This is a genomic window from Paraburkholderia sp. BL9I2N2 (genome assembly GCF_004339745.1).
GTDB lineage: Bacteria > Pseudomonadota > Gammaproteobacteria > Burkholderiales > Burkholderiaceae > Paraburkholderia.
In genome coordinates this window covers 1,634,807-1,661,350 of record NZ_SMGP01000001.1, presented here as the reverse complement: position 1 = coordinate 1,661,350, position 26,544 = coordinate 1,634,807, and the positions used below count along the sequence as shown (strand labels likewise).

Annotated in this window: 23 protein-coding genes and 2 pseudogenes; 9 read left to right on the top strand and 16 right to left on the bottom strand. The window is 63.8% G+C overall.

What is annotated here, in order from left to right:
• Positions 1-64: 64 nt before the first annotated feature.
• Positions 65-1,327: an AcvB/VirJ family lysyl-phosphatidylglycerol hydrolase gene (locus B0G74_RS07800; protein WP_132374260.1), complete on the bottom strand. Its 1,263-nt coding sequence runs from the start codon at positions 1,325-1,327 to the stop codon at positions 65-67.
• A complete protein-coding gene (mprF, locus tag B0G74_RS07795) occupies positions 1,324-3,876 on the bottom strand; it encodes a bifunctional lysylphosphatidylglycerol flippase/synthetase MprF (RefSeq protein WP_243658252.1) in 2,553 nt (850 codons plus the stop codon). The genes B0G74_RS07800 and mprF overlap by 4 nt, the downstream gene beginning before the upstream one ends.
• A 490-nt stretch (positions 3,877-4,366) precedes the next feature.
• Here mprF and B0G74_RS45710 point away from each other — a divergent pair, with 490 nt between their 5' ends.
• Positions 4,367-4,507: a hypothetical protein gene (locus B0G74_RS45710; protein ID WP_165923832.1), complete on the top strand. Its 141-nt coding sequence runs from the start codon at positions 4,367-4,369 to the stop codon at positions 4,505-4,507.
• 296 nt (positions 4,508-4,803) lie between these two features.
• Here the strand turns inward: B0G74_RS45710 and B0G74_RS45705 are convergent, their stop codons facing one another.
• A complete protein-coding gene (locus B0G74_RS45705; RefSeq protein ID WP_165923831.1) occupies positions 4,804-4,956 on the bottom strand; it encodes a hypothetical protein in 153 nt (50 codons plus the stop codon).
• A gap of 228 nt (positions 4,957-5,184) precedes the next feature.
• On the opposite strand from B0G74_RS45705, the gene B0G74_RS07790 reads away from it, so the two are divergent.
• On the top strand, positions 5,185-6,582 hold the full coding sequence (locus tag B0G74_RS07790; RefSeq protein WP_132374258.1) for an MFS transporter: 1,398 nt from the start codon (positions 5,185-5,187) through the stop codon (positions 6,580-6,582).
• A gap of 9 nt (positions 6,583-6,591) precedes the next feature.
• On the opposite strand, the gene B0G74_RS07785 is transcribed toward B0G74_RS07790, so the two are convergent.
• The 5 genes and pseudogenes from B0G74_RS07785 to B0G74_RS07765 all read right to left on the bottom strand — a co-directional run bounded on the left by B0G74_RS07785 (position 6,592) and on the right by B0G74_RS07765 (position 11,755).
• Positions 6,592-7,086 carry a YetF domain-containing protein gene (locus B0G74_RS07785; protein ID WP_132374257.1) on the bottom strand — a complete coding sequence of 165 codons (495 nt, stop codon included), beginning with the start codon at positions 7,084-7,086 and terminating at the stop codon, positions 6,592-6,594.
• A gap of 37 nt (positions 7,087-7,123) precedes the next feature.
• Positions 7,124-7,780, bottom strand: coding sequence for a glycosyltransferase (locus B0G74_RS07780; protein WP_132374256.1), 657 nt, complete (start codon positions 7,778-7,780; stop codon positions 7,124-7,126).
• On the bottom strand, positions 7,777-8,382 hold the full coding sequence (locus tag B0G74_RS07775) for an SAM-dependent methyltransferase (RefSeq protein ID WP_132374255.1): 606 nt from the start codon (positions 8,380-8,382) through the stop codon (positions 7,777-7,779). The genes B0G74_RS07780 and B0G74_RS07775 overlap by 4 nt, the downstream gene beginning before the upstream one ends.
• A 24-nt stretch (positions 8,383-8,406) precedes the next feature.
• Positions 8,407-9,585 carry an acyl-CoA dehydrogenase gene (locus B0G74_RS07770; protein WP_132374254.1) on the bottom strand — a complete coding sequence of 393 codons (1,179 nt, stop codon included), beginning with the start codon at positions 9,583-9,585 and terminating at the stop codon, positions 8,407-8,409.
• A gap of 198 nt (positions 9,586-9,783) precedes the next feature.
• Positions 9,784-11,755 (bottom strand): annotated as a pseudogene (locus tag B0G74_RS07765) (PAS domain S-box protein).
• Positions 11,756-11,947: 192 nt separating this feature from the next.
• Here B0G74_RS07765 and B0G74_RS07760 point away from each other — a divergent pair.
• Positions 11,948-12,184: a hypothetical protein gene (locus B0G74_RS07760; RefSeq protein WP_132374253.1), complete on the top strand. Its 237-nt coding sequence runs from the start codon at positions 11,948-11,950 to the stop codon at positions 12,182-12,184.
• Between the two features lie 83 nt (positions 12,185-12,267).
• Here the strand turns inward: B0G74_RS07760 and B0G74_RS07755 are convergent, their stop codons facing one another.
• Positions 12,268-13,317: an NAD(P)/FAD-dependent oxidoreductase gene (locus B0G74_RS07755; protein ID WP_132374252.1), complete on the bottom strand. Its 1,050-nt coding sequence runs from the start codon at positions 13,315-13,317 to the stop codon at positions 12,268-12,270.
• A gap of 239 nt (positions 13,318-13,556) precedes the next feature.
• Between B0G74_RS07755 and B0G74_RS07750 the strand changes: the two genes are divergently transcribed.
• Positions 13,557-13,994 (top strand): carboxymuconolactone decarboxylase family protein, encoded by a 438-nt coding sequence (locus tag B0G74_RS07750; RefSeq protein WP_132374251.1) that lies wholly within the window; start codon positions 13,557-13,559, stop codon positions 13,992-13,994.
• 31 nt (positions 13,995-14,025) lie between these two features.
• Here the strand turns inward: B0G74_RS07750 and B0G74_RS07745 are convergent.
• Both B0G74_RS07745 and B0G74_RS07740 read right to left on the bottom strand, forming a co-directional pair.
• Positions 14,026-14,940, bottom strand: a pseudogene (locus B0G74_RS07745) (methyl-accepting chemotaxis protein); the annotation flags it as partial.
• A 115-nt stretch (positions 14,941-15,055) separates the two neighbouring features.
• Positions 15,056-15,916 (bottom strand): LysR family transcriptional regulator, encoded by an 861-nt coding sequence (locus B0G74_RS07740; protein WP_132374250.1) that lies wholly within the window; start codon positions 15,914-15,916, stop codon positions 15,056-15,058.
• A gap of 107 nt (positions 15,917-16,023) precedes the next feature.
• Between B0G74_RS07740 and B0G74_RS07735 the strand changes: the two genes are divergently transcribed.
• A complete protein-coding gene (locus B0G74_RS07735; protein ID WP_132374249.1) occupies positions 16,024-17,481 on the top strand; it encodes a DHA2 family efflux MFS transporter permease subunit in 1,458 nt (485 codons plus the stop codon).
• Positions 17,482-17,499: 18 nt separating this feature from the next.
• On the opposite strand, the gene B0G74_RS07730 is transcribed toward B0G74_RS07735, so the two are convergent.
• Complete coding sequence (locus tag B0G74_RS07730) at positions 17,500-18,273, bottom strand: SDR family NAD(P)-dependent oxidoreductase (protein WP_132374248.1); 774 nt, start codon at positions 18,271-18,273, stop codon at positions 17,500-17,502.
• Between the two features lie 251 nt (positions 18,274-18,524).
• Here B0G74_RS07730 and B0G74_RS07725 point away from each other — a divergent pair, with 251 nt between their 5' ends.
• Positions 18,525-19,457 (top strand): LysR family transcriptional regulator, encoded by a 933-nt coding sequence (locus tag B0G74_RS07725; protein ID WP_132374247.1) that lies wholly within the window; start codon positions 18,525-18,527, stop codon positions 19,455-19,457.
• 48 nt (positions 19,458-19,505) lie between these two features.
• Here the strand turns inward: B0G74_RS07725 and B0G74_RS07720 are convergent, their stop codons facing one another.
• Positions 19,506-19,757 carry a DUF1488 domain-containing protein gene (locus tag B0G74_RS07720; protein WP_132374246.1) on the bottom strand — a complete coding sequence of 84 codons (252 nt, stop codon included), beginning with the start codon at positions 19,755-19,757 and terminating at the stop codon, positions 19,506-19,508.
• Between the two features lie 226 nt (positions 19,758-19,983).
• Here B0G74_RS07720 and B0G74_RS07715 point away from each other — a divergent pair, with 226 nt between their 5' ends.
• The 3 genes from B0G74_RS07715 (at position 19,984) to B0G74_RS07705 (ending at position 21,835) form a co-directional block, all read left to right on the top strand.
• Positions 19,984-20,163, top strand: a complete 180-nt coding sequence (locus B0G74_RS07715; protein ID WP_132374245.1) for a hypothetical protein — start codon at positions 19,984-19,986, stop codon at positions 20,161-20,163.
• Between the two features lie 211 nt (positions 20,164-20,374).
• On the top strand, positions 20,375-21,454 hold the full coding sequence (locus tag B0G74_RS07710; protein ID WP_132374244.1) for a glycosyltransferase family 2 protein: 1,080 nt from the start codon (positions 20,375-20,377) through the stop codon (positions 21,452-21,454).
• 159 nt (positions 21,455-21,613) lie between these two features.
• Positions 21,614-21,835 carry a hypothetical protein gene (locus tag B0G74_RS07705; protein ID WP_012433250.1) on the top strand — a complete coding sequence of 74 codons (222 nt, stop codon included), beginning with the start codon at positions 21,614-21,616 and terminating at the stop codon, positions 21,833-21,835.
• 130 nt (positions 21,836-21,965) lie between these two features.
• On the opposite strand, the gene B0G74_RS07700 is transcribed toward B0G74_RS07705, so the two are convergent.
• The 3 genes from B0G74_RS07700 to B0G74_RS07690 all read right to left on the bottom strand — a co-directional run bounded on the left by B0G74_RS07700 (position 21,966) and on the right by B0G74_RS07690 (position 26,543).
• The gene (locus B0G74_RS07700; RefSeq protein WP_132374243.1) at positions 21,966-23,270 is read right to left on the bottom strand and encodes an MFS family transporter; all 1,305 of its coding nucleotides are present in this window, start codon (positions 23,268-23,270) and stop codon (positions 21,966-21,968) included.
• Positions 23,271-23,559: 289 nt separating this feature from the next.
• Positions 23,560-25,275, bottom strand: a complete 1,716-nt coding sequence (locus B0G74_RS07695; RefSeq protein ID WP_207915627.1) for a SpoVR family protein — start codon at positions 25,273-25,275, stop codon at positions 23,560-23,562.
• Positions 25,272-26,543 carry a YeaH/YhbH family protein gene (locus B0G74_RS07690; RefSeq protein WP_132374242.1) on the bottom strand — a complete coding sequence of 424 codons (1,272 nt, stop codon included), beginning with the start codon at positions 26,541-26,543 and terminating at the stop codon, positions 25,272-25,274. Before B0G74_RS07690 ends, B0G74_RS07695 begins: the two co-directional genes overlap by 4 nt.
• Position 26,544 lies beyond the last annotated feature (1 nt).

The window sequence follows — 26,544 nt, the reverse complement described above, 5'->3', positions numbered from 1 at the left end:
TTCGTCGAGTGAAACATGCATCAGCGTAGTTGGACTCTCTTGCGCTCCACGTCGCGCATGAGTATCAATGCACGCCGCTTTGCTTTCTGAAAGCGTTGAGAATGCGCTTTTCGAGCGAATTGTAATCGCCACCGAAGTGGTGATCGCCCGAGGTGCGAATCACCTCGACGCCGGTTTTGGTCAGCGCCGGACACAAGGTGTCCTTCTCGTTCTCGCCGTAAAAGCACTGCACGATCGCCGGTGGCACGCGCGTCAATTCCGGCTGGACCTTCAACGCCTTGTCGCTTGCCGGCATGCCGAGCCAGCCGCCCACGCGAATCTGAAAATCGGCGTCCGGCGCGAAGCCGAGCAACGCGATCAGCGACACCTTCGCGCGCAGCGTTTCCGGCAGACGGTTATAGGCGAACGGCATCACGTCCGCGCCGAACGAATAACCGACCAGCGCGATATGCTGCGCATTCCAGCGTGTGCCGTAGGTTTGCATCACGCGCGCGAGGTCGCGGCTCGTTTGCGCAGGCGGCTTTTCGCTCCAGAAATAGCGCAAGCTGTCCCAGCCGATCACGGAGACGCCGTCTTTCTGCAGCGCCTGGGCGATCGTCTTGTCGAGATCACGCCAACCGCCGTCGCCGGAAATCACGATCGCCATGAGGCCGTTCGGATGCGCGGCCGGCAATTCGATGAGCGGCAGATCGGAGACGTCGTCGTCGCTCGTCGACACCGCTTGCAAATGCGGCGTGACCAATGCGACGAGGCGGGTGCGATCGGCGTTACCCGTGGCCGCCTTTTCGACGAAGCCCGGCACCTTGTCGCGGATAATCGTCGGGTCCGGCGGGCAAGGCTGAAAGCGCGGATCGAGCGTGTGGTCGGCGCCCACCGAGACCGCGCCGGCGATCGTATTCGACGGCGCCTGTTCGAGCACGTGCACTGCGAGCGTCGCGCCTTGGCCCGTACCCGCGACGATCGGCGCGAAATAATGACTCGATTGCGATTGACGTTCGAGTTGATGGCTCAACGCTTCCGCATCGCCCACCAGTTGATGGCAGGCTTCCTTCTTCGCACCTAGATTAGCGGCGTAGCGCGCGGTGTCCACGCCGACGGTCAACGCGCCGGCCTTGGCGAGCGCGTCGGCGCTCTGCTGATCCGCCGCGCTCCAGCCGCTCGCTTGCGAGTACAGCACCACGAAGCCGCGCAACGGGCCGGTCGGCTGCGTCACCGTGACGTCGCCATAACGGCCACCGGACACGGTAGTGGTCGCGGCGTGCGCGAGCGCGCCGCCGGTCACGAGGCTCGCCGCCACGGCGAGCTTGAACAACGAATGCAATGTCATGAACGCCGGCCTCCTGCCAGCAATGACAGGTCCGCGAGCGTGAAGAACACGCCCACCGAACCCGACGCCGCGAGATAGCGCGGCTCCCAATGCGGCTGGAACTTGCTCTTGAAAGCACGCAGTCCGCGGAAGTTATAGAAATGGCCGCCGAAGCGCCACACGATGCCGGCGAACCGGTGCCAGCGCGATGCGAGCGGTGTGGGCTGCATGCCTGAGAGCGGCGCGATGCCGAGACTGAGCGAGCGGAAACCCGCCTGCTTCAGATGCAGCGCCAGCTGCGTGAACAGATATTCCATTGCATACGGCGACGCGCTTTCCACATGACGCATCACGCCGACCGTCGCCTCGGTGTTCATGTCGGTCGTCATGAAGGTGACGAAGGCGGCCGGCTCGCCGTTCTGGCGTACCAGCATCACCGATTGCGCGGCGAGGTACCCGTCCGTGAAGGCGGCCACCGAGAAGCTCTTTTCGCGCGCGTCGCGGCTGTCGAGCCAGCCGTCGGAAATCTCGCGCAGCGTTGCGAGCGACGCGGGCACGTTCGCCTGATCGATCACTTCGACGGTAAAGCCATCACGCTCGCCGCGCTTGAGCGCGTAGCGAAGGTGCGCGCGATGCGAGCCCTTCAGGTCGAAATCGTCGAGTACGACATGTGCTTCCTCGCCTAGCTTCATCAGCGTGAGACCGGCGTCAAGATAAAGCGGCAACGCGTTGGCGCGCACCTGATAGAACGCCGCGCGCCCGCCGTGCGTATGCGCAAGCGCGACGAACTTGCTGATCAGACCGGCCCACTCTTCGCGCGGACCCACCGGATCGTGCAAAGCGGCCCACGTGCGGCCGTATTTCGCGTACATCAGGAAAGCCTTGCGCGACTCGGAGAACAGAAAGCTCTTGTCGCCCATCAGCGCGAGACCGGCGTCGCTGCGTTCCTGTGCTCGCACGATACGCGCCGCGTCGTGCAGATCTTCCGGCGCCGGTTTGACGAAGCGCCCCGGCGCGGGACGCAGCAACTGCCAGAACGAAAACGTCGCGGCGAACAGGCTCGCGGCGAGCGTCGCGCGCAACGCGCGCGGCGCGCGTTCGTCGAAGGCGAATTGCCACCACAGGTCGCGCGTGTATGGCACGTCGCGGAAAGCAAACAGCATGACCCACGTGGCGAGCATCAGCACCATCGCAACCGACACCAGCCAGCCGGCCGTAAAGCGCTCCGCGAACAGCGACGAATGACGGTTGAAACGCCGGCGCGTGGACAGCAGCAACACGACCAGCATGCCAAGCACCCCGGCTTCCACGAACGCCAGACCTTTAGTCAGCGACAACGCGAGACTCAGCACTGCCAGCAGAAGCGTCATCCACCACGCGGCGTCCAGCCGCCGCAGCAAACCACGGGCAACGAACAGCAACGCCACGCCGAGCACGCTGCAGAGCATCTGCGAACTTTCGAGCACCCACAGCGGCAGCACATCGCGCAGCATGTGAATGCGTTGCCAGAACGCGGGCGTCGCGCTGGAAATCACCAGCATGCCGCCGACCACGAACGTGACGAGACTCAGGAACAGCGGCGCGAGCTTCGACGCCGCAGCGGCATGTTGCAGCGGCAAACGGCTTTTTAGCGCGCGGCCTTCGAAGCCGGCGAGCAGCGCGGCCGAGACGATCAACGGGACACCCAAGTAAATCGCGCGATACGCGAGCAAGGCGGCAACCATCTGATGCGTTTGCACGCTGCCGTTCAGCGTGAAGACCATCGCCGCTTCGAACACGCCGACGCCGCCGGGCGTGTGGCCGATCATGCCGAGCAGCATGGCCGCGGCGTAGACCGTGATGAAGGTCACGAAGCTCACGTCCGCATGCGGCAGCAATGCCCACAACGCGAGGCCGGCGGCCACCACGTCGAGCACCGCGAGCGCCACTTGCGCAAGCAGGTCGCGGCGCGCGGGAATATCGAACGAGAGCCACTCCCAGCGCGTGCGCATCGGGCGCGTTTCGCTGCGGCAGGCGGCGGCCGCCAATCCGAGTACGACGAGCAGCGCCATGCCGATCCAACGCAGCGTGACGGGTTCGAGGTGCAGCATCGGCGCGAGCGTGCCAGCCACGCCGACCATGCCGAGCGCCGTCATCAACACCAGTGCGAGCGCGAGCGACACGCTCGTGAACACCGTCATGCGGCCGATCTGCGCGGGCGTGATGCTCGCGACGCCGTAGACGCGCGCACGCACGGCCCCGCCAGTGAGCGCGCCGAAGCCGGTGGCATTGCCGAGTGCCGAGCCGGCGGTCGCACCGATCCACAGCGCCACACGCGGCACGACCGCGCCCAGATAGCGCAAACCGACTGCATCGCGGCCGACCAGCGCCACATAGCTGAGCGCCGTGGCGCCGAGCGCGGCGGTCCACTCGCCGGCCGTCAGCTGACGCAATTGACGCATCACCGAGCGATAGTCGACTGCTTGCGAGAGGTGTTGCAAAACGACCAGCAGCAGCGCGCCAATCACGAGCGCGAGCACAGGCGAGAGAAATCCCCTGCTGCTGAGCGTTTTCGATGCACGGTCGAACATCGCGCCTAGCCGGTCGAATTTATAGTTATATCGATGGAACATGGTCAATGCAGGGCCTTGCGTGGAGCTGTCGCGACGGATTGTCCTTCGCGGCGTCGCCGGTTATTGGCGATTACAAATGGATAACGGCACAGGGGTAAAAAGGTTGACAGCGTCAGCCGTATCGAGGGGTTTAACCTGGCCCGCCCATTGAATTTGAATGCACTGCGCGACGTGGCGCAGCAATCCGCGTGCATAAAACGGTCGATATTGCCGATTGGGCCGCGATGAGGCGCGCCGGCTTGTCGACAGGGGGCTGAAGTTTAAACGCTATTTGCGCGCGGCGAATGAAGATTCGACGTGGCGTCGATTGCGCGCGGCATGGCCTATCGCTCGAAGCATTGAAACGCGGCATCAAGATTTTCTCTTCGCGTGCCGTAATCGAGAGCAATAGCTCAGTGAAACGCGGCGCACTTGCCGGGTGAAATCAGGTACTCGAAGGAGAATGAAGATGGCGGAACAGGATTGGATGATGGCGGGCGTGTATCTGGTCGGGTTGGTGTCGATGGCGCTGTTGATGAGCGCACTGGCCACGCGAGCGACCATGGAGCGCAAGGCCGTAGTGAGGGTGTCGAGCCGCGCCCGCGACTAAACCGAGCCGTAAAGTACGGGCGGTTGCCGTACGAGGTCGGAAACACGAGCGGCGTCACGAATGACGCTCACACGGTGCGAACTGCACGCGTGCCGCCGCTGCAAAGAAGCTTGAATGATGAAACCAGATCGCACAGCGTTCGCTGCACGTGCCAGCGGGCCGCGGTGATATCGCAGCCGTCGCGGGCATGAATGACGCAAAAACGACGCTAAACCGTGGCGCCGTGCGCATGACAGACGCGGCGCATGTCTGCGCCCTGCTGTATCGGTCTGCGCGTGTGGCGCGCGGCTTTTGTCTTACTCCGGACGGCGATGCGCTTCCGCGATCACAGCGCAGTTTTGCAGGTGGAGATTCAGTGCATGCAATGCCAAGGCGCGCAGCTTGCCAAAGAAGGTGTTGTTGGCGGCGACGGTAGCGCGGACAGCGGAAGCATTGGAAGCGGTATTCATGGCGGGACTCCTGTATAGGGTTTATACCTAAGCAATAACCCGATTATAGCCATCTCCTGCCGCACTGCAACAAATATCAATAAAACCGCAGACTGTTGCGCGACGGTCACAATTACAACGACACGATCTTAAAAAGGGCGGCATCGGCTTGTGCGCTGTTAACAATCCGCACCGTACAGGTGCAATAATGGCCCCTTTGCCCGCGGCCGTTCGCCGCAGCCCGCCGTCATGACCGCCGTCCAGAAAGCTCTGATTGCGCCCCTTATCGTCGCGTGCGCGATGTTCATGGAAAGCGTCGATGCGAACGTGATCGTCACCGCGCTACCGGCCATGGCACGCGACTTCGGGCGCGATCCGGTCACGCTGAAAATCGCGGTAACGAGCTATGTGCTGGGCCTGGGCGTCTTCATTCCCGTGTGCGGATGGCTCGCCGACCGGTTCGGCGCGCGCACGATTTTTCGCACGGCGATCGGCATCTTCGTGACGGGCTCGCTGCTGTGCGCCGCGTCGAATTCTCTGGCCACCTTCACGCTTGCGCGCTTCGTGCAGGGCGTGGGCGGCGCGATGATGGTGCCGGTCGGGCGGATCATCATCTTCCGCGTGGTGCACAAGTCCGACTTCATCCGCGCGATGAACTATCTGAGCGTCCCGGCGATGCTCGGCCCCGCCGCGGGACCGCTGCTCGGCGGCTTCATCACCACCTATCTGCACTGGCGCCTGATTTTCTTCATCAACGTGCCGATCGGCATTCTCGGCATCTATCTGACCAACAAGCACATCGCCAATACGCGCGAACCGGACCCCGGCCCGCTCGACTGGATCGGCTTTTTTCTGTCGGCGGCGGGTGCGGTGCTGCTTCTGCTCGGGCTGTCGCTGGTCGGCGGCGAACTGATCTCGAATCGCGACGCGTTCGGCATGTGCGCGTGCGGCGCGGTTCTGCTCGCGGCCTATGTCGCCTACGCGCAGCGCGTCCCACTGCCGCTGCTCGACCTGCGCTTTTTCAAGGTGCCGACGTTCCAGGCGAGCGTGCTCGGCGGTTCGTTGTTTCGGATCGGCCTCGGCGCATTGCCGTTCCTCTTGCCGCTGATGCTGCAGGAAGGCCACGGCATGAGCGCGTTCGAATCCGGCCTGATCACGTGCGCGTCCGCGTTCGGCGGCATGTTCATGCGCACGGTCGCCTCGAGCGTGCTGCACCGCTTCGGCTTCCGTTCGGTGCTGGTAGTCAACGCCGCGTTGTCGGGGCTCTCGATTGCGGCCTGCGGACTATTTTTCCCCGGCACGCCGACCTGGATCATCTGGGTGGTCGTGTTGCTGGGCGGCTTCTTCCCCGCGCTGCAATTCACCAGTCTGAACTCGCTCACCTACGCGGAAATCGCCACTCGCGACGTGGGCCGCGCCACGAGTCTCGGCAGCGTCGTGCAGCAGATGTCGCTCGGCCTCGGCGTGACGATCGGCGGTATCGTGCTGCAGATCTCGCGCGTGCTGCATGGACATCCGGGCATCACATGGTCGGATTTCTGGCCGGCGTTTCTGGTGGTCGGCCTGTGCTCGTTCGCATCGATTCCGGTCACGCTGCGCATGCCGCACCGCGCGGGTGAGGAAATCTCGCGCGGCGGCCGGGGCTGAGCGGTCGCCTCAAGCCTTCTTGCGGATCACGCTCACTTCGCCGTTGCGTTCGAGAATTGCCGCGGCCACGTCGTCCATCGAACGTGAGCCGGTTTTCTGCCGCACGCTTTCGTGCACGTCGGTTCGGGTGATGAGCGCCGCATCCAACTCGCGCGTATTGAACGCGCCGTTGCTGAACACCTCGCGTTCGACGCCCCCCACCAGCCGCTCCAGCCCGGGCGAGCGCATGCACGCCCACGCCAACAGCCGATGACACGCAACGATCATGAACGACGCGACCACGGTGGCGATAAACGGCGACGCGCCGGCAATGGCCCGGCTCAACGTCGCGCCGAGCAGTATCACCACCACCGAATCGAACGGCGAGCGTTGTCCGAACGAGCGCCGGCCCGAGATCCGGATCAGCACCAGCGCGATCAGAAACACGACGATCGCGCGCATGGCCATCTGCAGCGGATCGAGCGTTCTGCCTTGACCGAACAGCAGCAAGATCGCGTCCATCATGTCGCCCTCCTTTGACAGCGACAGCGGCTGCGCCCCCTTACCCGGCGGCCGCCCACGCCGCCAGCGTATCGCCGAAGCCGCCGCGAGCGCGAGCCGCTGCGCGCGCGCTCGTAATCACGCGCGGCGCCGCGCTCCACGCAATGCGCGCACCGATCGCGATCAACCGGTCGACCAGCGCGACATCCTCGCTGCACTTGAGCGGTGGAAAGCCGCCAGCGCGCCGGTAGGCGTCGGCCGACACGCCGAGGTTCGCCCCGTGAATGTGACGATGACCGTCGGCATCCACGTAAGTCTTGCGGAAGTATTCGCGCACGCTGTGCGGGTGCGCGGTCCAGTCGTCGACGGCAATCGAGCCGCACACCGCGTCCGCATCCAGCGAAAGCTGCGCGACCAGCCAGCCTGACGAGACGCGGCTGTCGGCGTCGGTGAACGCGAGCCAGCGCGCGCCATCCGCCAGCAGGAAGTCCGCACCGGTCGCGCGCGCAATGCCGACATTGCGCGCTTTCAGCGCCAGCGTCTCGACGCCGTAGGCACGCGCGATCGCGCCGGTGAAGTCGTCGCAAGCGTCGAGCACGACCACGATGCGCACTGTTTCGCCCGCCAAGTCCTCATGGCGGGAGGCAGCGATCAAGGCCGCTAGGCAAGGCGCCAGCAACGCCTCTTCGTTATGCGCCGGAACGATCACGCCGATCATAGGAGCCCCTCGCGCTGCGCGACCGACCGTGCGTCGCGCGACCAGACGTCGATCAGCAGATCGGCTTCATCGTGATGCGCGAGACGCGCGAGGCCGCAGCGCGTATCGAACAGCGCATGCGCGGCATCGGCGGATTCGAGCGCTTCGGCGAAGGGACGGCGCCAATGACATGCGAGCAGCGTGCCGTCTGTAGTGAGCGAGGCGGCGATTCGTGAAGCCAGTGATTCGAGCTCCGCCGAATCGAGGTAATACGCGAACTCGCTGATCACGATCAGATCGAACGGTCCGGCTTCCGTCGGCCATTCGCGCGGCACCGTGCGCTGTTCGACGCGGACGTGCGCTGCGCCCGCGACCCGCTCGCGCGCAAGCTGCACCGCGCGTTCGTGCAGATCGGCGGCAAGCAGCGTATCGCAGCGCTTCGCCAACTCGACGGTCAGTTCGCCGTTCGCGCAACCGGGCTCGAACGCGTTCCGGTAACGCGGACGCGGCAGCAACGCGAGCGTGAGAGAGCGCTTGCGGCTCTCGTACCAGCCTTCGCGCAACTTCCACGGATCGTCGCTCTGTTGATAGAGTTCATCGAAGTATGTGACCGGAGAGCTCATGTCAGCGGCCCTCCGTGCATGGCGTCAAAGCGTCCACGGGGCACCTCCGGCATCGTGATCGTCACGACCGTCGCCCTGTCCCGCCGCTGCAACCAGTTCACCGAGCGCGGCCAGATCGCGCTCCGCGTGGCTCTGCCGCAGGAACACCGGCAGATCCGCCAGCGCACGCGCGAAGCGCGCGTTGCGGCACAACGGGCCGGCACCGAGGGTACGCGTTGCGTGAGTCATCACGGCAGTCGCGGCCTCTTCGACCACGAGGCGCGCGCGCATCGTCTCGCGTTGCGAGTCAGTCGACGGATTGGCGTCGATGCGCGCGGCGGTCTCGCGCAATACCGCGGCCGCCGCGGCCAATGCCACGTCGACCGCGCCGAGATGGACGAGCCGATGTGGATCCGCGCGCTGCGTGGACGCGTCGCGCAGCATCCGGCCGATCTGCGCGGCGGCCCCATACCAGCACGCGGCAATACCGGCGCCGCCGTGCCAGAAGCCTGGACGCCGCACATAGGAATGCGCGCCGCCCACGAGCGTCGCTGACGCCTGGTCGAAGGCCACGTCAGCGCTTGCCGTGGCCTGCATGCCGACCGCTTGCCATTTCGACGTGTCGATAGAGATAGATGGCTGATCCATCGCGACAGCCGCCAGCACCGGTTCATCGTCCAGCCACGCGGTAACCAGCGCATGCGTGACGACACCGGCGCCCGAGCACCAGGCTTTTGTGCCTACCAGACGAAGGCCCTCGCCATCGCTTCGGATTCCTACTTTGGTCGCTTGCACGCGCGCATCGGGCGGCTCGGCGGCCCAGACACCCCACCGGCTTCCCACAGGCGGCGTGGGACCATGCAATTCGGCGAGAATCGCAAGCGCGTCCGTGTGGCCTTCGAACAGCTTGACGAGTCCGAGATCGCACGCGGCCACTGCTGCGAGGGCGCGCCAGCGCGCGAGCGTCTCGCCGCGACCCGGCAAAGGCACAAAAGGCGCGCGGTCATACCCGTGTTCGATCAGCGCGCGCAACACATCGCCGAGCGCGGCGGGGTCATTGGGATCGAAGCGCGTGTCACGCAGAAAATTTTCAAGCGACCCGGCAGGTTGCGCATTTTTCCGGGCCCTGCTCGCCGCTGTATGGGAATCGCGAGACGCGGTCATGCCGGAACTTTGCGGCGGCCGCGCGTTGACGCCGGCCGCACGATCACGCGTATCGAGCATCGTGCCTCCCTGAAGCTGTTCGATCGAGTGCCGGCGGACTCTCAAGGGCCGCCGCGCACAAAAGACGCTCAGCAAGCGGCGTGCCGCAGGCGCTGAAACGCGTGGACACGTGACACCTTTCTTCGGGAATCAGGAATGCCGATGCAAGCCAGCCATCACACCGCTCTCGTATGAAGGAAGCGTGCGTTGCTCGAACGGCTAGCCGGGGTCGCGCCCGCTGCGCCGCGCTTCCACCTCGGCCAGCAAGGCATCGAACAGCTCGAGCTCCACCGGCTTCACGAGATGCGCATGAAAACCGGCGTCACGGGTGCGCTCGCGATCGCTCGAGTGGCCGAAGCCGGTCATGGCGGCGTACAGGGTGTGGGCAAGCTCGGGCATCGCGCGCAGCGCCGCGATGGTCGCGTAGCCGTCCATCTTCGGCATGGCAAGGTCGATCACAGCGAGGTGGGGCGCAAAGCGCGGCGCGACCTGGACCGCCTGCTCGCCCTCGTAGGCGATGCGCACCTCGTGGCCTTTGAGTTCGAGCAGCATTGCCAGACTGTCGGCCGAATCGCAATTGTCATCGACCAGCAGAATGCGCAGTGGCGCGACTTGGGTGTTCGCCGCGTTCGCCTCATCGCCCGTCGCTTCGGACGGCGCGGCGGCCAGCGGCAGACTCAGCGTGAAGGTACTGCCGCAACCCTCCCCTTCGCTGCTCGCGATAATGCTGCCGCCGTGCATCTCGACAAGCGACTTGCACAGCGTGAGGCCGATGCCGAGACCGCCCTCGCCGGCATTCTGCCCTTCCTTCTCCTGAGCGAACAGCTCAAAGATCTTGTCGAGCGAGCGCACAGGAATGCCGCAACCGGCGTCGCGCACTTCGAGCACGGCCATGTGGTAATCGATACGCGCCACGACGTCGATGGTGCTGCTCACCGGCGAGAACTTCGCCGCGTTGTGCAAAAGGTTTTTGCAACACCTGCACGAGACGCGTCATGTCGCCGCGCACGATCACCGGCTCGTCCGGCATATGCTGCACGACCCGCTGCTCGTGCGCATCGGTGAACGGCCGGGCTGCCTCGATCGCGCGCGCCATCACCTCGGCCAGATCCACACGGCCGAGGCGCAACTCGACCTTGTTCGACATGATCCGGCCGACGTCCAGCAGATCGTCGACCAACCGCGTGAGGTGCGTGACCTGGCGATCGATCAGGTCGCGCGAACGCGCCAGCGTGGGACTGACACCGGTTTCGAGTTGCATCACGCCAATCGCATTGCGGACCGGCGCGAGCGGATTGCGCAATTCATGAGCGAGGGTCGCGAGAAACTGCCGCATGCGTTCGCCGGAACGCTCCAGTTCCTCGCGCTGACGCCGCTCGGTCAGATCGCGCGTAACCTTGGCGAAGCCGCGCAGCCGGTTCGACTCGTCATGCATCGCGGTGATCACAACGTTGGCCCAGAAGGTCGTGCCGTCCTTGCGCACGCGCCAGCCTTCGTCCTCGACGTGTCCGATCTGCCGGGCGATTGCCAGTTCGCGCGCGGGCTTGCCTGCCGCCGCTTCCTCAGGCGCGTAGAAAACCGAGAAATGCTGGCCGACGATTTCCTCGCGCGAATAGCCTTTGATGCGCGCAGCGCCGGCATTCCAGCTCACCACGTGGCCTTGCGGATCGAGCATGAAGATCGCATAGTCCTTGACGCAGTCGACCAGCAAGCGGAACCGCTCCTCGCTTTGCCGCAGCGCTTCCAGATACTCGCGTTGCGCGGTCAGATCGCGCGTGATCTTGGCGAAGCCGGTGAGAATGCCCGCGTCGTTGCGGATCGACGTAATCACGACGTTCGACCAGAAGGTCGTGCCGTCCTTGCGGACCCGCCAGCCTTCGTCCTCGAAGCGGCCGGTCAGCGACGCCTGTTGCAGTTCGTAGGCGGGCCAGCCGCGCGCCACCGCTTCATCGGGATAGAAACACGAAAAGTGCCGGCCGACGATCTCGTCCGTGTAGCCCGTCAGCTTCTGTGCCCCGGCATTCCAGCTAACGATCCGCCCGGTCGCGTCGAGCAGGAAGATCGCATAGTCTTCGATCGCCTGCACCAGCGTCCAGTAGTCGACGTCGGCAATCGCACTCGGGCGGGCCACGGTCGGGGTCTTGGCAGGCTTGCCGTTTTCGCCGGCAGAGGGGACATCAAGCTGTTTCATGGTGGTCCGGAATAAAGGCTACGTCTAAAAGCATACACCGCCAGTCACCGTCCGCTTCGCTTATGGTTTTACCTGAGGCCCACGCGAAAAGTCCGGCGCCGTCTTCCGCGCCGACAAAAGCGCGAGGGCAATCGCCGGGCCCCGCAATTGCTACTCGCTGATCGCACACTCATCAGAAACCAGGAGCCGCAATTGAAACAAGCATTCACCACCCTCGCTCTCGCCGCAGCGCTGGCACTCACCCATAGTGCCGCGCAGGCCGAAGGCTGTACGAAAGGCGCGGTCGTGGGCGGCGTCGCCGGCCACGTCGCGGGCGGCCACGGCGTAGCGGGCGCGGCCGCCGGCTGCGCGGTCGGCCATCACGAGGCCAAGAAGAAGGACAAGGAAGCTAGCGCGGCCGCGGCCGCGAGTCAACCCGCCGGGAAATAAGCGGCATGTAGAAAAGAGCCGGTAGCGACCTGTGAATCACTACCGGCTCGATCAATCAGGAACTCGCTATCTCCGCAACATAGTCACCCGGCAGCGCTGACCTTTTCCGCCAGCTTCGCGTCGTAACTGGAGTGTACGTGCACGCGCTTTTTGTCCGGATAGGCGTACGAATATGCACGGCGCAGCGCCAGCGAGGCCTCATGAAAACCCGACAGAATCAGCTTCTGCTTGTTCGGATAGTTGGCGATGTCGCCAACCGCGAAGATGCCGGGCCGCGAGCTCTCGTAGTTCGACGTATCGACATCGACGCGCCCGCCATGAATCGACAATCCCCATTGTGCGATCGGCCCGAGGTCGGCAACGAGTCCGTACAGCGCGACGAGATGCTCGGCCGCGAGTTGGGTCTCGCCCTCGATATGCCGCAACGTGATCGACTTCAATGCATCGCCTTCGACATTGAGCCCCGCAATCGCGCCGACAATAAAGTCCATCTCGCCCGCTTCAACCGCGCGCCGCATCAACTCGACACTCGAATCGGCCGCGCTGAAACCGCTGCGCCGATGCACCAGCGTCACCCGGCGCGCGACCTTGCGCAGCGCCAGTGCCCAGTCGAGTGCGGAATCGCCGCCGCCCGCCACGACCACGGTCTTGTCGGCGAAGTCGGCAAGACGTTGCACGCTGTAGTGCACATGGCGCGACTCTAGCGGCACGGCCTCGGCCAGCGCCAGCTTTTGCGGCACGAACGCGCCGTTGCCGGCGGCCAGCAGGATCGCCGCGACATCGAACACGAGGCCGCGATCGGTACGTACGATCCAGCGCCCGTCGCCGCCCTGCTCGACCGACTCGACCCGTTGTTCGAGATGAATGGGCGGATCGAACGGCTTGCATTGGGCCAGCAGGCGCTCCACCAGTTCACGCGCGGTGCACGACGGAATGGCGGGAATATCGTAGATCGGCTTGTCCGGATAGAGCTCGATGCATTGGCCGCCGACCTTGTCGAGCCCGTCGACGATCTGGCAGGACAGGCCGATCACGCCCGCCTCGAAAGCGGCGAAAAGCCCCACGGGGCCGGCGCCGACGATCAGGACGTCGGTGCGGATCGGTGGCGGTTGTTGGTCTGTGGCGGAAGTCATGCGCGATCTCTTCGGATGGGTGGATGGGGGGATAACCCACCATACCGAATCGCCCGATGCGCGGCAACGATGCCATTACCACCGGTAAGGACGCTCGGCGGGCCGCATGCGTTCGCCGTTACCGAGTCGAAGTGGTTACCTGAAAATAGCCAAAATCGGTCATTTTCCAAAGCCAGTCAGGCGTCTAATCTTCACTCATCGCATCACGGAATGCGTTCAGCCCAACTCAGGAGTGAATCATGCAACAACGTCTCGACTTCTACAAAGCCAACCCTGCCGCGATCAAGGCCATGATCGGCGTTGAAGAACGCATCGGCAAATCGGCCCTCGAAAAATCGCTGACCGAACTGGTTCGTCTGCGCGCCTCGCAGATCAACGGCTGCGCATACTGCGTCGACATGCACACCACCGACGCCCGCAAGGGTGGCGAAACCGACCGCCGTCTGGCGACCGTCGTGGTCTGGCGCGAAACGCCGTTCTTCACGGACCGCGAACGCGCCGCGCTCGAATGGACCGAAGCGCTGACGCTGGTGTCGCAAGACCATGTGCCCGACGCCGTCTGGGAAGCGGTGCGCCCGCACTTCGGCGATGAGGAACTGGTCGATCTGACGCTGCTGATCTCCGCGATCAATGCATGGAACCGCTTCGCGATTTCGTTCCGCAAGCTGCCTGCCTGAGGTCACGCGCTCGAAGGCAGTTCAGTTCACTTTAGAAAACCGCCTCACGCTGCGCCGCATCGCTCGCGACTTTGAAGGCCGCGGTCAAGTCGCTCAATTGCCGCGCCTGATCCGCGAGCGAATTCGCGGTCGCCGCGCTTTCCTCGACCAGCGCCGCGTTGTGTTGCGTGACCTCGTCCATCTGCGTGACGGCGAGGCTCACCTGTTTGATGCCCTCGCTCTGCTCTTTCGACGCCGCCGCGATCTCGCCGACGATACGCGCCACGCGCCCGATCGCGGCTTCGATTTCCTGCATCGTATTGCCCGCTTCGTTGACGAGCCCCGCGCCGCTCTCGACGCGCGAGGTCGACTCCGCGATCAGCGCGCCGATCTCCTTCGCGGCCGCCGCCGAACGCTGCGCGAGACTGCGCACCTCGCCCGCCACCACCGCGAAACCGCGCCCTTCTTCACCGGCGCGCGCCGCTTCGACGGCCGCGTTCAGCGCGAGGATATTCGTCTGAAACGCAATGCCTTCGATCGCGGTAATGATGCCGGTCATTTTCGACGAACCCGCGTGAATCACGCGCATCGTCTCGACCATGCTGCCGACCGACGTGCGCCCGCGCGCGGCCATCTCCGAGGCACGCAACGCCAGTTCGCTTGCGTGATGCGCGTTCTCCGCGTTCAACTGCACGGTCGACGTGAGCTGCTCCATCGCCGCCGCGGTTTCTTCGAGCGATGCCGCCTGTTCCTCGGTGCGTTGCGACAGATCGAGATTGCCGGCGGCGATCTGCTGCGTCGACGACGCGATCGAATGCGAACCGGCCCGCACGGTGGTGACGGTGGCGCCGAGTTTGTCCTGCATCGAGGCGACGCCGCGCAAGAGCGTCGCCATTTCGTCGTTCGAACGAATCGGCACGTGGGTCGTCAATTCGCCGGCGGCGATCGCGTCGAATTGGCGCAGCGCGTATTCTGGGATCCTATCTACATGGCACACATCGGATGGATCCTCTATGCCGATGCGCAAACCGTCGTAGCCACGTCATTCGTGGCGCAGATCCCGGCGCCGTACGCCCTGGCCACTATTCCCCGATCCACGACCCGCGCAGATCGCTGTCGTGCAGCAATTGCAGCAGCGTGCCCGCCGGCCGGCTAAGCCGCTTCGCCGCCAGCGCGATGAATTCCACCGACGGCAGCACCGGCAGACTCGCCATGTTCAGCGGCGCCGCAAGGCCGCGCGCCGCCAGATACTGCGGACGAACCGTAATGCCGAGCCCGCCGCGCGCGGCCGCGATGCAACCGGCGTGGCTGCTGCTCGTGCACACCAACTGCCAGCTGAAGCCCGCCTCGGCGAGCGCGTCGAGCACGACGGCCCGCGTCACGCTCGGCTCGGCGACCAGAATCAGCGGCAACGGCTGGCTCAGATCGACCAGCGTGCCGGCACGCGCCAGCCACTCCAGCCGTCCGGTGAAAAGCGGCACGCCGCGCCGGTCGCCGAGCCGCCGCTTGCCGACCAGCAGATCGATCGCGCCGGCGTCGAGCAACTCATACAGCTTGCCGGTCATGCCGATGGTGATTTCCAGCTCGACATCCGGATGCGCGTCGCGAAACGCCGCCAGCACGGTGGGTAATGGGCCGAGCGCGACATCGTCCGAAGAACCGAGCCGCACGCGGCCTTTCAGACGCGGCGCGCGAAACTGCGATTCGGCCCGCGCGAGCGCCTGCAAAATCACGCTGGCGTGCGCGAGCATGGCTTCGCCGTCCGGCGTCATGGCAAGCGAATGGGTGTCGCGCACGAAGAGGCGCCGGCCCACGCTCTCCTCGAGCCGACGGATGTGTTCGCTGACGCTCGATTGCGTCAGGTCGAGCCGCCGCCCCGCCTCGGTGAAGCTGTGGCAGGCCGCAACGGTCGAAAAGGTCTTGAGCCAGATGGGATTGAGCATGGGGCATTGTCGCGCTGCTTATCGGCAAAGTCGATAACAGTCAGCGTCCCTAGTGGGGTTCCCGATTGACGAGGATGTCAATATGATGACGGAATTGCCCCCAATGAATGCCTAGAGCCGGGGCGGCCGCCCGCCAGTGCCGCCACTCCGCCGCTCCGTTAAAGATGACCAAGGATACTTCCCAGACCGCTCTGCTCTGGATCGTCGCCGCCGGCTTTTTCATGCAGTCGCTCGACACGACGATCGTCAACACCGCGCTACCGTCGATTGCGAACAGCCTGCACGTCGCGCCGCTCGCCATGCAGCCGATCGTGGTCGCCTACACGCTGACCATGGCGATGCTCACGCCCGCCTCCGGCTGGCTCGCCGACCGCTTCGGCACGCGGCGCGTCTACTTCGCCGCCATTCTCGTGTTCGTGCTCGGCTCGATCTGCTGCGCGAGCGCCCATACGCTCGGCCAACTGGTGATGGCGCGCGTGCTGCAAGGTCTGGGCGGCTCGATGCTGCTGCCGATCGGACGGCTCGCCGTCCTGCGCAGCGTCACGGGAGAACAGTACGTGGCGGCGCTCGCGTTCATTTCGGTTGCCGGACAGTTGGGGCCGATCGCCGGGCCGACGCTCGGCGGCTGGTTCGTTCAGGCGATCACGTGGCACTGGATTTTCCTGATCAACGTGCCGATCGGCGCCGTGGGACTGTACGCGGTGCAGCGCTTCTTGCCATCGCATGGCGAAGCAAAGGCGCCACCGTTCGACTTCGTCGGTTGCGGGCTGCTCTCGCTGTGCATGATCGCGTTCTCGCTCGCCGTCGACGCGCCGGTGCCCACGCATCGCGTGGCATGGTCGGTGGCGCTGTTCGCGCTCGCCGCCGTGAGCGCGCTCGCCTACATTCCGCATGCACGACGCCGCGTCAATCCACTCTTCAAGCTGTCGCTCTTTCGCGAGCCGAACTTCAGCGTCGGCCTGATCGGCAACCTGGTGTGCCGCATCGGTTCGAGCGCCGTGCCGTTTCTCGTGCCCTTGCTGCTGCAATTGCAACTGGGCTACTCGCCGTTGCATTCGGGCCTGATGATGCTGCCCGCGGCATTGGCCGGCACTGTCGCCAAACGCTGGATCGCGCCGCTCGTGCGCCGCTATGGCTACGACACGTTTCTGCTCGTCAACACGATCATCGTCGGTTCGTCGATCGTTGCGTTCGCACTGATTACGCGCGGCACACCGCTCGTGGTCGAGATCGCGATTCTGGCCGTGTTCGGCGCGGCCAACTCCATGCAGTTCGCGGCGATGAACAGCGTCACGCTCAAAGGCCTCTCGCATGAAGATGCCGGCAGCGGCAACAGCCTCTTTTCGATGGTGCAGATGCTCGCCATCGGGCTGGGTGTATCGATCGGCGGCGGGTTGGTGAATCTCTTCTCGGCGCAAGTGGGATCGGCCGCGCTCGGCTTTCGCCTCGCCTTCGTGTGCGTCGGCGTGATCACGCTGGTGTCGGCGTGGGTGTTTCGCCACCTCGACGAAGCGCCTGCCTCGCGCGCGGTGCACGGGCAAGCGACACAGACCGCCGGCCGCTAACCCCGGCTTTGCCTTGCTTCAGTCCGGCAAGCGAATGCCGGAAAACTCCTCGCACGCTTCGATCAAACGCTCCTGCACGGCAACGTCGCGCACCGCCGGGTGCGTCTCGCACGGCTTCATGTGATAGAAGTACGCGCCGCTGACGGTGGCCGCCGGTTCGTCGCTGGCGGCAAGCCATACCTGGGTTTTCGGAGCGGCCCGCAGATCGTCCGGTGCGCCCGGACCGCCCATTTTCGTCGCCACCCAGCCCGGCTCCAGCGCGTTCGATAACACCTGAGGCCAACGTCGCGCGATCGCGAACGCCAGCAATGCATCGTGCAGTTTCGAGTCCGAGTACGCCGCCGTGCCCCGCCAGGGTCGCTGCTCCCAGGCCAGATCGGCGAGGCTCGCGTCGCCGCTGCGATGCAGGCCCGAACTCAGATAGACGAGCCGCTTCGGCTTCTCGATCAAGGCGGTCAAAACGTACGGCGCGAGCGTATTGACCGCGAACACGTGCGGCAAGCCGTCGACCGTGGCGATCCTGCGCGGCTCCTGATAGCCGACCGCCGCGTTGTGGATCACCGCGTCGAAGCGGCCTAGCCGGTTGACCTGCTCCGCGAGCGCGACCGTAACCGCGATGCTCGACAGGTCGCCGGCCAGCGCGGCTTCCGCTTGCGGCACGGCGTGCAACGCTTCGTCGGCGCGCGCGGCGCTGCGCGCATGCAGCACCACCTGATGGCCGGCATCGACGAGCAGACGCGCGGCCATCTGACCGAGACCATCGGCGGAACCGGTAATAAAAATACGCGACATGGGGCGTTCTCCGTTATTCAGTTCAAATATGCCCGATGCATGACGAGAATCGCATGTCTTGGTGCTTCGAGCGAACGTCAGCAGATTAACGTCCGCCGCGCGATTGACGCGATAGCCTGGCTGTCATTCCACTCATGACATGACATCATTCGCCGCCTTGCCTGGCGGCGTTTTCCCGGCGTCGGCACGTGATTTCAAACAGACTTTCGCGTTAGCATGTCACGCATTAATGAATAACAAAGGACTATCACATGCCATTTGACGAGCGCGTGCTGAACGGCATGGGCGTCTTGACGGCGATTGTCGATTGCGGCAGTTTTGCGGCGGCAGGCGTTGCGCTCGACATGTCGCAATCCGGGGTGAGCCGTTCGGTCGCGCGGCTCGAAGCGCGTCTCGGCATCCGGCTCTTTGACCGCACCACGCGCTCGGTCACGCTGACCGACGAAGGCCGGCGCTTCTACGAACAGATCGTGCCGCTACTGGGTGGACTCGAAGAAGCCGCGGCTAGCGCCGCAGAGGGCGCGAGCGCCGTACGCGGACGTTTGCGCGTGAACATGGATCCGTTCTTTTCGCGCCTCGTGCTGGGGCCGCGGCTGGCTGGCTTTATCGACAAGCATCCCGATCTGCAGCTCGAACTGATCACCCGCGACCAGATGGGCGATCTGGTCGCCGACGGTTTCGATCTCGCGATCCGTTTCGGCGATCCGCCGGTGTCGACGCTGATCGCTCGCAAGCTGCTGGACACGCGGATTCTCACCGTGGCCGCGCCGCCGTATCTGAAGAAGCATGGACACCCGGTGAACCCGGCCGAGCTCGAAAACGGCAAGCACGTCTGCATCAAGTTTCGCGATCCGCTCACGGGCTACCCGTTCAGTTGGGAATTTCATCGCGGCCGCAAGAAGATGGCGATCACGCCGCACGGCCGTTTGACCGTGAACGACGTGGGCACCTTGCATAGCGTCTGTACAGCGGGCCAAGGCGTCGCGCAGATTCTCTCGCTCGGCGCCGAGTCGTTGATGGCGAGCGGAAAACTCGTCGAGCTATTTCCCGATTGGGGCGACGAGGTTTATCCGCTGTATGCGCTCTATCCTTCGCGGCATCATCCGCCGGCGAAGGTGCGGGCGTTTTACGATTTCATCGTGTCGCTCACGGGCGCCGCGCCGCGCGAACCGGCGGCGGCTTGAGTCGGCGGTCCGCGACGTCCGCGCGCCTGCGAAAGGCGCTGCGCTGCGTCAGGAAATCGTGTACCGGTTTTGCGGGCCGCCGAGGTACAGGCCGCGCGCGAGCGTGAGGATCTGCTCGCGATGCCGGTCGAACGCGGCGAGCACGGCCGGTTCGTCGGAGCCCACGCTCGGGCTCAGATTCGAAATCACCGAACGGTTGACGGTAAAAGCGATTTCGCGCGCATTGTCGTAGCCCCAGAAATTGACGCAGTGGTGAGACGCGTCGTAGCTGCGGCTGGGATTCGGGAAGTTGAGGGACATTTCGTACTCCCGGGATATAGGGTTCTCCTTCCACGGTGCGCTGAATGGGGGAACGGGTCAAGGGGTTTTTGCAGGCGGGCGGAGCGGGCTCGCCGGTGTCGGGTCACGGCGGGGTTTTCGAGTCCGGATCAGTCAATGATGTGCTAGAGACCGGATCAATACGCGAATTAAGAGCCCAGGTCTGCCGCTTGCTGCAAAGCTCGTGTCATCCAACCAGGAGAGCACGATGAGCCAGACCAAAGAACCCGCCAAGGGCAAGCCGGACGACATCGAACATCCGCAGCCCGCCACGCATAGCGACAACGAAAAGAGCAAGCTGCCTGAACGCGACGATGAAGGACGCGATCAGTCACCCGCGGACCGTCCGGGCAAGAAACCCGGCGAGGGCGAGCCGTCGGTCAGTTGAAATATTAGAAGCCCATCCAGGAGCGGCTTTGCTGCATTTTCGCGGCGAAGCCGCATAAATTTTTCCCTTCCAACGACTTTCATAAGCCAAACATTTCTTCCTAATTTTTACCGATTATTTTTTCTGCATGATGGACTATTTTTCTGCTTGCAGCGACGTGTGCGCCAAGCGGACCGCTGCCGCCCCTCAACAGATAACAAAGGCGACGCTCATGTCCATCTCCTCGACTCTCCCCCACCGTCCCCGGGTCTCCATCTGTCTGCCGACCTGCGATCGTCCCGATCTGATCGCAACGTGCATCGATTCGTGCCTCGCGCAGAGCTACGACGATCTGGAGATCGTGATCGGCGACGACTCGAAGGACGCGCGCACCGAGCAGTTGATTGCGGCCCGTTATGCGCGGGAGCCGCGCATGCGCTATGCGAAGAATCAGCCGCCGCTCGGCCAGGCGCGCAATGTCGCGAGGCTGTTCCAACGCGCGAGCGGCGACAAGATCCTGCTGATCCACGACGACGACCTGCTCACTACGGACGGCGTCGAAAAGCTCGTGTCGCTATGGACGCTTCACCCGCAACTCGATGCGGCATTCGGCGACCAGTACGAAGCCGATCACAGCGGCGCCATCGACTTCGAGGCGAGCGCGAACCTGAACGCCGCGTTTCGGCGTACGAAAGATGCCGAAGGCCTGCAGTCCCTGCCGGGCAGAACCGGCCTGATTCAGATGTTTCCGAACAACGGCTGGATGGCCAACGCCGCGCTCGTGAAACGGATCGGCTACAAGGAAGAATATGGTGTGTGCTGCGACTTCGTGTTCGGCACCGAACTCTGTCTCGCCGCGCGCGAGGTGTTCTATCTGCACGACTATGTCTCGGTGTATCGAAAGACGGCCAGCTCGATCTCGCATAGCACGCGCGGCACGGCGGTCGCCGCAACGGTCAGCGCGTATGCGTTCGTCAAGGCGTTGAGGCTGCCGGCGCAGCTCGAGCCGTCGCGCACGCTGGCGTTGCGCCGTCTCGCGCCGATCGTGGTGTCGGTTCATGCGAAGAATCGTCAGGCGCTCACCGGCTTCAAGGTCGCCCTCGCCCATCTGTACGCGTACAACTATGGCCTGAGGGCGCGGCTTTACTACCATCTTCTGTTGCTTGCGCGTGGGGCATTGAGCGCGCGTCAGCAGCCCGTCGCGGCGGCGGTTGCCGCGGTAGCGGCCGCGCCTGTCGTTGCCGCGGATCCGGCCGCCGTGGTGAAGGAGCTCGTCTCGGAACTGGTAAGCGATCATTCGGAACAAGTCTGACGTGGCAACGCCGGCGCTGAACGCCGGCAAGCCTTCGCGCAATAAGCGTGTTTTCTGCTAAGCATCCTCTGCTAAGCAAACGCGGATTTGTTGCTTGGTCCGGCGCGGTGCGCTGATTACGATAAGGGTGAACCTTCACCAGCCCTGAGGTGATACACCATGTCCGACAGTGCCTGTTTCAAGCCGCGTGTGATCGAACCGGTCGTCGTCAACCAGCCTGAAGGATTGGGCCTCGCGGTGGAGTTGTGGCTCGCCCAACCCGTCGATGGAATCGCGGGGCGAGCGCTGCAGATTCATTTACGCAGCGACGCGAAAATGGCGCAAGCCGAGACGCTGCGCGATCTGCTGCACGCATTGGGCACGGAGATCGTCGTGGCGTGAGCATGCGCCCTGCCCTCGCTGCACAGTGGGTTCGCATCGCCGGGGCCCATAAAAAAACGGCGGCCGGGATTGACCCGGACCGCCGTTTTCAAGCAGCGCCTAACTGCGCTGCTCGACGAGCCTCAAAGACTCAAGGCTCGAGACGCAAATACCCTTCTTTCGACGGATCGCGCATCCGCAGAGCCACGAGGCCGGCAATCGCGCACAGCGCGGTGACGTACCAGTAGAACATCGACTCGTTGCCGACCGACTTCAGCCACAGCGCCACATACTCGGCCGAGCCGCCGAAGATCGCATTCGCCACCGCGTACGAGAGCCCCACGCCGAGCGCGCGCACTTCAGGCGGGAACATTTCCGCCTTGATCAGACCACTGATCGACGTATAGAAACTGACGATCGCAAGCGCCACCACCACCAGACCGAAGGCCGCATACGGGCTCGTCACGTCCTTCAGCGCGTGCAGGAGCGGCACCGTGCCGATGGTCGCGAAGAAGCCGAAGAACAGCATGGAACGACGGCGGCCGATGCGGTCCGACAACGCGCCGAACGCCGGCTGTATCACCATGTAGACGAACAGCGCGGCGGTCATCACGTTGCTGGCCGTCTTCGCATGCATGCCGGCCGTGTTGACCAGGTACTTCTGCATGTAGGTGGTGAACGTGTAGAAAATCAGCGAGCCGCCGGCCGTGAAACCGAGCACCGTCATGAACGCGCCTTTGTGCAGCCACAGCCCGCGCAGCGTGCCGGCCTCCTTGCGTTGACGCGTTTCGGCGGTGGTGGTTTCGTCGAGCGATTTACGCAGATACAGCGCGACCAATGCCGCGACCGCACCGATGGCGAACGGCACGCGCCAGCCCCATGCCTTCAGCTCTTCGGTGGAAAGCGTTTGTTGCAGCACCACCAGCACCAGCAGCGCGCACAACTGGCCGCCGATCAGCGTGACGTACTGGAACGACGCGAAGAAACCGCGCCGGCCCTTGAGCGCGACCTCACTCATATAGGTCGCGCTGGTGCCGTACTCGCCGCCCACCGACAAGCCCTGGAACAACCGCGCGACCAGCAGCAGCGCCGGCGCCAGCGCGCCGATCTGTGCGTACGTGGGCAGCAAGGCGATCACGAGGGAACCGCCGCACATCATGAACACCGACACCATCATGGCCGTGCGGCGGCCGTGCTTGTCGGCGAGGCGGCCGAAGAACCAGCCGCCGATCGGGCGCATCAGAAAGCCGGCGGCGAACACGCCCGCCGTATTGAGCAGCTGCGTGGTGGTATTGCCGCTTGGGAAGAACGCCGGCGCGAAGTACAGCGCGCAGAACGAATACACGTAAAAGTCGAACCACTCGACGAGATTGCCCGATGAAGCGCCAACGATCGCGAAGATGCGGCGCCGTGTGTCGTGAGCCGAGGCCACGGTTTGGTCGGTTAGGTCGGTCATGCTGTTCTCTTTCCTTGTCTTTGAACGGAGGTAGCGGTCGTGGCGCGGCCTTCATCACCCGCGAACCGACATGCCGCAGAGGCAGTCGGCGCGTGCGTGCGCGAATTTTACAGAATCGCAAGGAGAAGATGGGGGTTTGTTAGGGGGCGCCAGACGGGGGGCATGTCGATGTTGCGGCGCGGCAGCGCTGAAGTCTTGTCCTGATCGCGACTGCGCGGCCAAGAAAAAAGCCAGCTCGAAAGCTGGCTTTTTCACATTGTATCGATCGCGTCGCGTCGCAACCCGCCGATCACACTCTCACCGCTGGCGGTACATAGCGGCACTCATAACGCTTGCGGACCGTGCCGTTCTCATCGACGCTTTCCAGATACACGTCGAACTGCCACAACCGCGCCATGTGCTTGAGCACTTCTTCGCTATCGCCCGACAGATGCCGGTTGTCGCTCATGAAGTGCCGCAGCGTCAAACTCCGGTCGCCGCGCGTGTTCACCGCCCACACCTGAATATTCGGCTCGCGGTGATGCATGTCGTACTGGCGCGACAACGCCTGACGCACGTACTGATAGCCGCTGTCGTCATGAATCGCCGAGACTTCGAGCGCGTCGCGCATGTCGTCGTCGAGCACGGAGAAGAGGCGCATCTCACGGATCAGATGCGGCGACAGATACTGCGCGACGAAACTCTCGTCCTTGAAGTTACGCATCGCGTAGTGCATGGCGGGCAGCCACGGACTGCCCGCCAGTTCCGGGAACCACTTGCGATCTTCGTCCGTTGGCGCCTCGCAGATGCGGCGAATGTCGCTCATCATCGAAAAACCGAGCGCGTACGGATTGATGCCGCTGTAGTACGGTTTCGTCACCGGCGGCTGGTAGACCACATTGCTGTGCGAATGGAGAAACTCCATCATGAAGCCGTCTTCCAGCTTGCCCTGGTTGTACATGGTGTTGAGCAAGGTGTAATGCCAGAACGTCGCCCAACCCTCGTTCATCACCTGGGTCTGCCGTTGCGGATAAAAATACTGGCCGACCTTGCGCACGATGCGGATCACTTCCCGCTCCCACGGCTCCAGCAGCGGCGCATTCTTCTCCGCGAAATACAGCAGGTTTTCCTGCGGCTCCGGCGGATAGCGCTCCTCGATTTCCTCCGGCAACGGCGTATGCCGGGTCGGCAAGGTGCGCCACAGTTCATTGACCTGCGACTGCAGATACGCTTCGCGTTCGCGGCGCGCCGCAAACTCCTTTTCCAGCGACAACTTCTGCGGACGCTTGTAACGGTCCACGCCGTAGTTCATCAACGCGTGGCACGAATCGAGCAATTCCTCGACCCGGTCGAGCCCGAAACGCTCCTCGCACTCCGCGATGTAATTCTTCGCGTAGACCAGGTAGTCGATGATCGCGTGCGCATCCGTCCACAGCCGGAACAGATAGTTGCCCTTGAAGAACGAGTTGTGCCCATAGGCCGCGTGGGCGATGACGAGCGCCTGCATCGTCATCGTGTTCTCTTCCATCAGATACGCGATGCAGGGATTCGAATTGATGACGATCTCGTACGCCAGCCCCATCTGCCCGCGACGGTAGCTTTTTTCGGTGGAGAGAAAGTGTTTGCCGAACGACCAATGACGGTAGTTCACCGGCATGCCGACGGACGCGTACGCATCCATCATCTGTTCGGCGCTGATGAGTTCGAGCTGGATCGGATACACGTCGAGTTCATATTGCTCTGCAACACGGGCAATATGCGAGTCATACTCTTCGATCAATTCGAAGGTCCAGTCGGACGGGCACGGCAGAGGCCGTCTATCGGCTACGTTCATACGGACTTCCCTTTGCCCCTCAGTGGGCGTTCCGGTGTGTCCCCGTGCTGCAGCGGTGTCGACTGCTCCGGCTGCGGCGGCTCCCGTATCGTCCGCCTTCGCCTCGGCATGCCCCGACTGTTGCTGCTGCGGCACGCCTTTCCCGCGCTCCGGCTGGTAGCCGCGCGCTTCGTTGTGCAGGTGTTTTGTCATGAAGACGCCACCTGCTTCTCAAACAGCTCGCGAAATACCGGATAGATGTCGGCTGCGGTTTCGACCTTCTTCATCGCCATGTGCGGCTGGCTCAAGGCCAACTGCGCATATTCGAGCCACAGATTCTGCTCTTCCGGCGTCACCTGAATATACGCAAAATAGCGCACCTTCTCCAGAATGTCATCCGAGAGTATCTTGCGGCACTTCGGCGAGTCGTCGGTCCAGTTGTCGCCGTCCGACGCCTGAGCGCCGTAAATATTCCATTCAGTCGGCGAATAGCGCTCGTCCATTACCTTCTGCATCAGCTCCAGCGCGCTCGACACCACCGTGCCGCCGCTTTCGGTCGAGTGGAAGAACGTGTCTTCGTCGACCTCTTCAGCACGCGTATGGTGGCGGATGAACACCACTTCGATCTTCTCGTAGTTACGCTTGAGGAACAGATATAGCAGGATGAAGAAGCGCTTGGCGAGGTCCTTGCGCTGCTCGTCCATGGAACCGGACACATCCATCAGACAGAACATGACCGCCTGGCTGGAGGGCGTGGGTTGCTTCACGCGATTCACGTAGCGCAGATCGAACGGATCGATGAACGGAATCCGCCAGATGCGCCCGCGCAAATGGTGAATCTCCTCTTCGAGCACTTTGATCTCTTCGCGACGATCGTCGGGATCGGCTTTCATGGTTTCCAGTTGCCGTTCCATCTCGTGCAACTGGTTGACGAGCGGCGCACCGAGCGCGATGCGGCGGCCGAGCGCGCTGCGCAACGAACGGACCACGTCGATGTTGTTCGGCGTGCCTTCCGCAGCCCAGCCCGCGCGGATGCTTTTCCACGTGGGCACGGCCATCAGATGGGTTTTGACGAGACGCGGCAGCTCGAGATCGTCGAAGAAATACTGCATGAATTCTTCGCGGCTCAGCTCGAACACGAAGTCGTCCTGACCCTCGCCTTCATTGCTGGCCTGGTTGCCCCCGCCTCCACCACCGCCGCCTTGCGGGCGCTGGATCTTGTCGCCACGGATGTAGTCGGAATTGCCCGGATGCACCATTTCCCGCTTGCCGCCGGGTCCATGCCGGAACGACGGCTCCGCAATGTCCTTGCGCGGGATGGTGATGCTCTGGGTGTTCTGAATGTCCTTGATGCTGCGATCGCGCACGGCTTCCGAAACGGCGCGACGAATATAGTTCTTAACGCGACGCAAAAAACGTTCGCGATTCGCAATGCTTTTGTTCTTGCCTGCTAACCTGCGGTCGATGATTTGATGAAGCACG

Coding starts and splice junctions, on each gene's coding strand:
- B0G74_RS07800 (WP_132374260.1), bottom strand. CDS start 1,327: ATGACATTGCATTCGTTGTTCAAGCTCGCCGTGGCGGCGAGCCTCGTG.
- mprF (WP_243658252.1), bottom strand. CDS start 3,876: ATGTTCGACCGTGCATCGAAAACGCTCAGCAGCAGGGGATTTCTCTCG.
- B0G74_RS45710 (WP_165923832.1), top strand. CDS start 4,367: ATGGCGGAACAGGATTGGATGATGGCGGGCGTGTATCTGGTCGGGTTG.
- B0G74_RS45705 (WP_165923831.1), bottom strand. CDS start 4,956: ATGAATACCGCTTCCAATGCTTCCGCTGTCCGCGCTACCGTCGCCGCC.
- B0G74_RS07790 (WP_132374258.1), top strand. CDS start 5,185: ATGACCGCCGTCCAGAAAGCTCTGATTGCGCCCCTTATCGTCGCGTGC.
- B0G74_RS07785 (WP_132374257.1), bottom strand. CDS start 7,086: ATGATGGACGCGATCTTGCTGCTGTTCGGTCAAGGCAGAACGCTCGAT.
- B0G74_RS07780 (WP_132374256.1), bottom strand. CDS start 7,780: ATGATCGGCGTGATCGTTCCGGCGCATAACGAAGAGGCGTTGCTGGCG.
- B0G74_RS07775 (WP_132374255.1), bottom strand. CDS start 8,382: ATGAGCTCTCCGGTCACATACTTCGATGAACTCTATCAACAGAGCGAC.
- B0G74_RS07770 (WP_132374254.1), bottom strand. CDS start 9,585: ATGCTCGATACGCGTGATCGTGCGGCCGGCGTCAACGCGCGGCCGCCG.
- B0G74_RS07755 (WP_132374252.1), bottom strand. CDS start 13,317: ATGACTTCCGCCACAGACCAACAACCGCCACCGATCCGCACCGACGTC.
- B0G74_RS07750 (WP_132374251.1), top strand. CDS start 13,557: ATGCAACAACGTCTCGACTTCTACAAAGCCAACCCTGCCGCGATCAAG.
- B0G74_RS07740 (WP_132374250.1), bottom strand. CDS start 15,916: ATGCTCAATCCCATCTGGCTCAAGACCTTTTCGACCGTTGCGGCCTGC.
- B0G74_RS07735 (WP_132374249.1), top strand. CDS start 16,024: ATGCCTAGAGCCGGGGCGGCCGCCCGCCAGTGCCGCCACTCCGCCGCT.
- B0G74_RS07730 (WP_132374248.1), bottom strand. CDS start 18,273: ATGTCGCGTATTTTTATTACCGGTTCCGCCGATGGTCTCGGTCAGATG.
- B0G74_RS07725 (WP_132374247.1), top strand. CDS start 18,525: ATGCCATTTGACGAGCGCGTGCTGAACGGCATGGGCGTCTTGACGGCG.
- B0G74_RS07720 (WP_132374246.1), bottom strand. CDS start 19,757: ATGTCCCTCAACTTCCCGAATCCCAGCCGCAGCTACGACGCGTCTCAC.
- B0G74_RS07715 (WP_132374245.1), top strand. CDS start 19,984: ATGAGCCAGACCAAAGAACCCGCCAAGGGCAAGCCGGACGACATCGAA.
- B0G74_RS07710 (WP_132374244.1), top strand. CDS start 20,375: ATGTCCATCTCCTCGACTCTCCCCCACCGTCCCCGGGTCTCCATCTGT.
- B0G74_RS07705 (WP_012433250.1), top strand. CDS start 21,614: ATGTCCGACAGTGCCTGTTTCAAGCCGCGTGTGATCGAACCGGTCGTC.
- B0G74_RS07700 (WP_132374243.1), bottom strand. CDS start 23,270: ATGACCGACCTAACCGACCAAACCGTGGCCTCGGCTCACGACACACGG.
- B0G74_RS07695 (WP_207915627.1), bottom strand. CDS start 25,275: ATGACAAAACACCTGCACAACGAAGCGCGCGGCTACCAGCCGGAGCGC.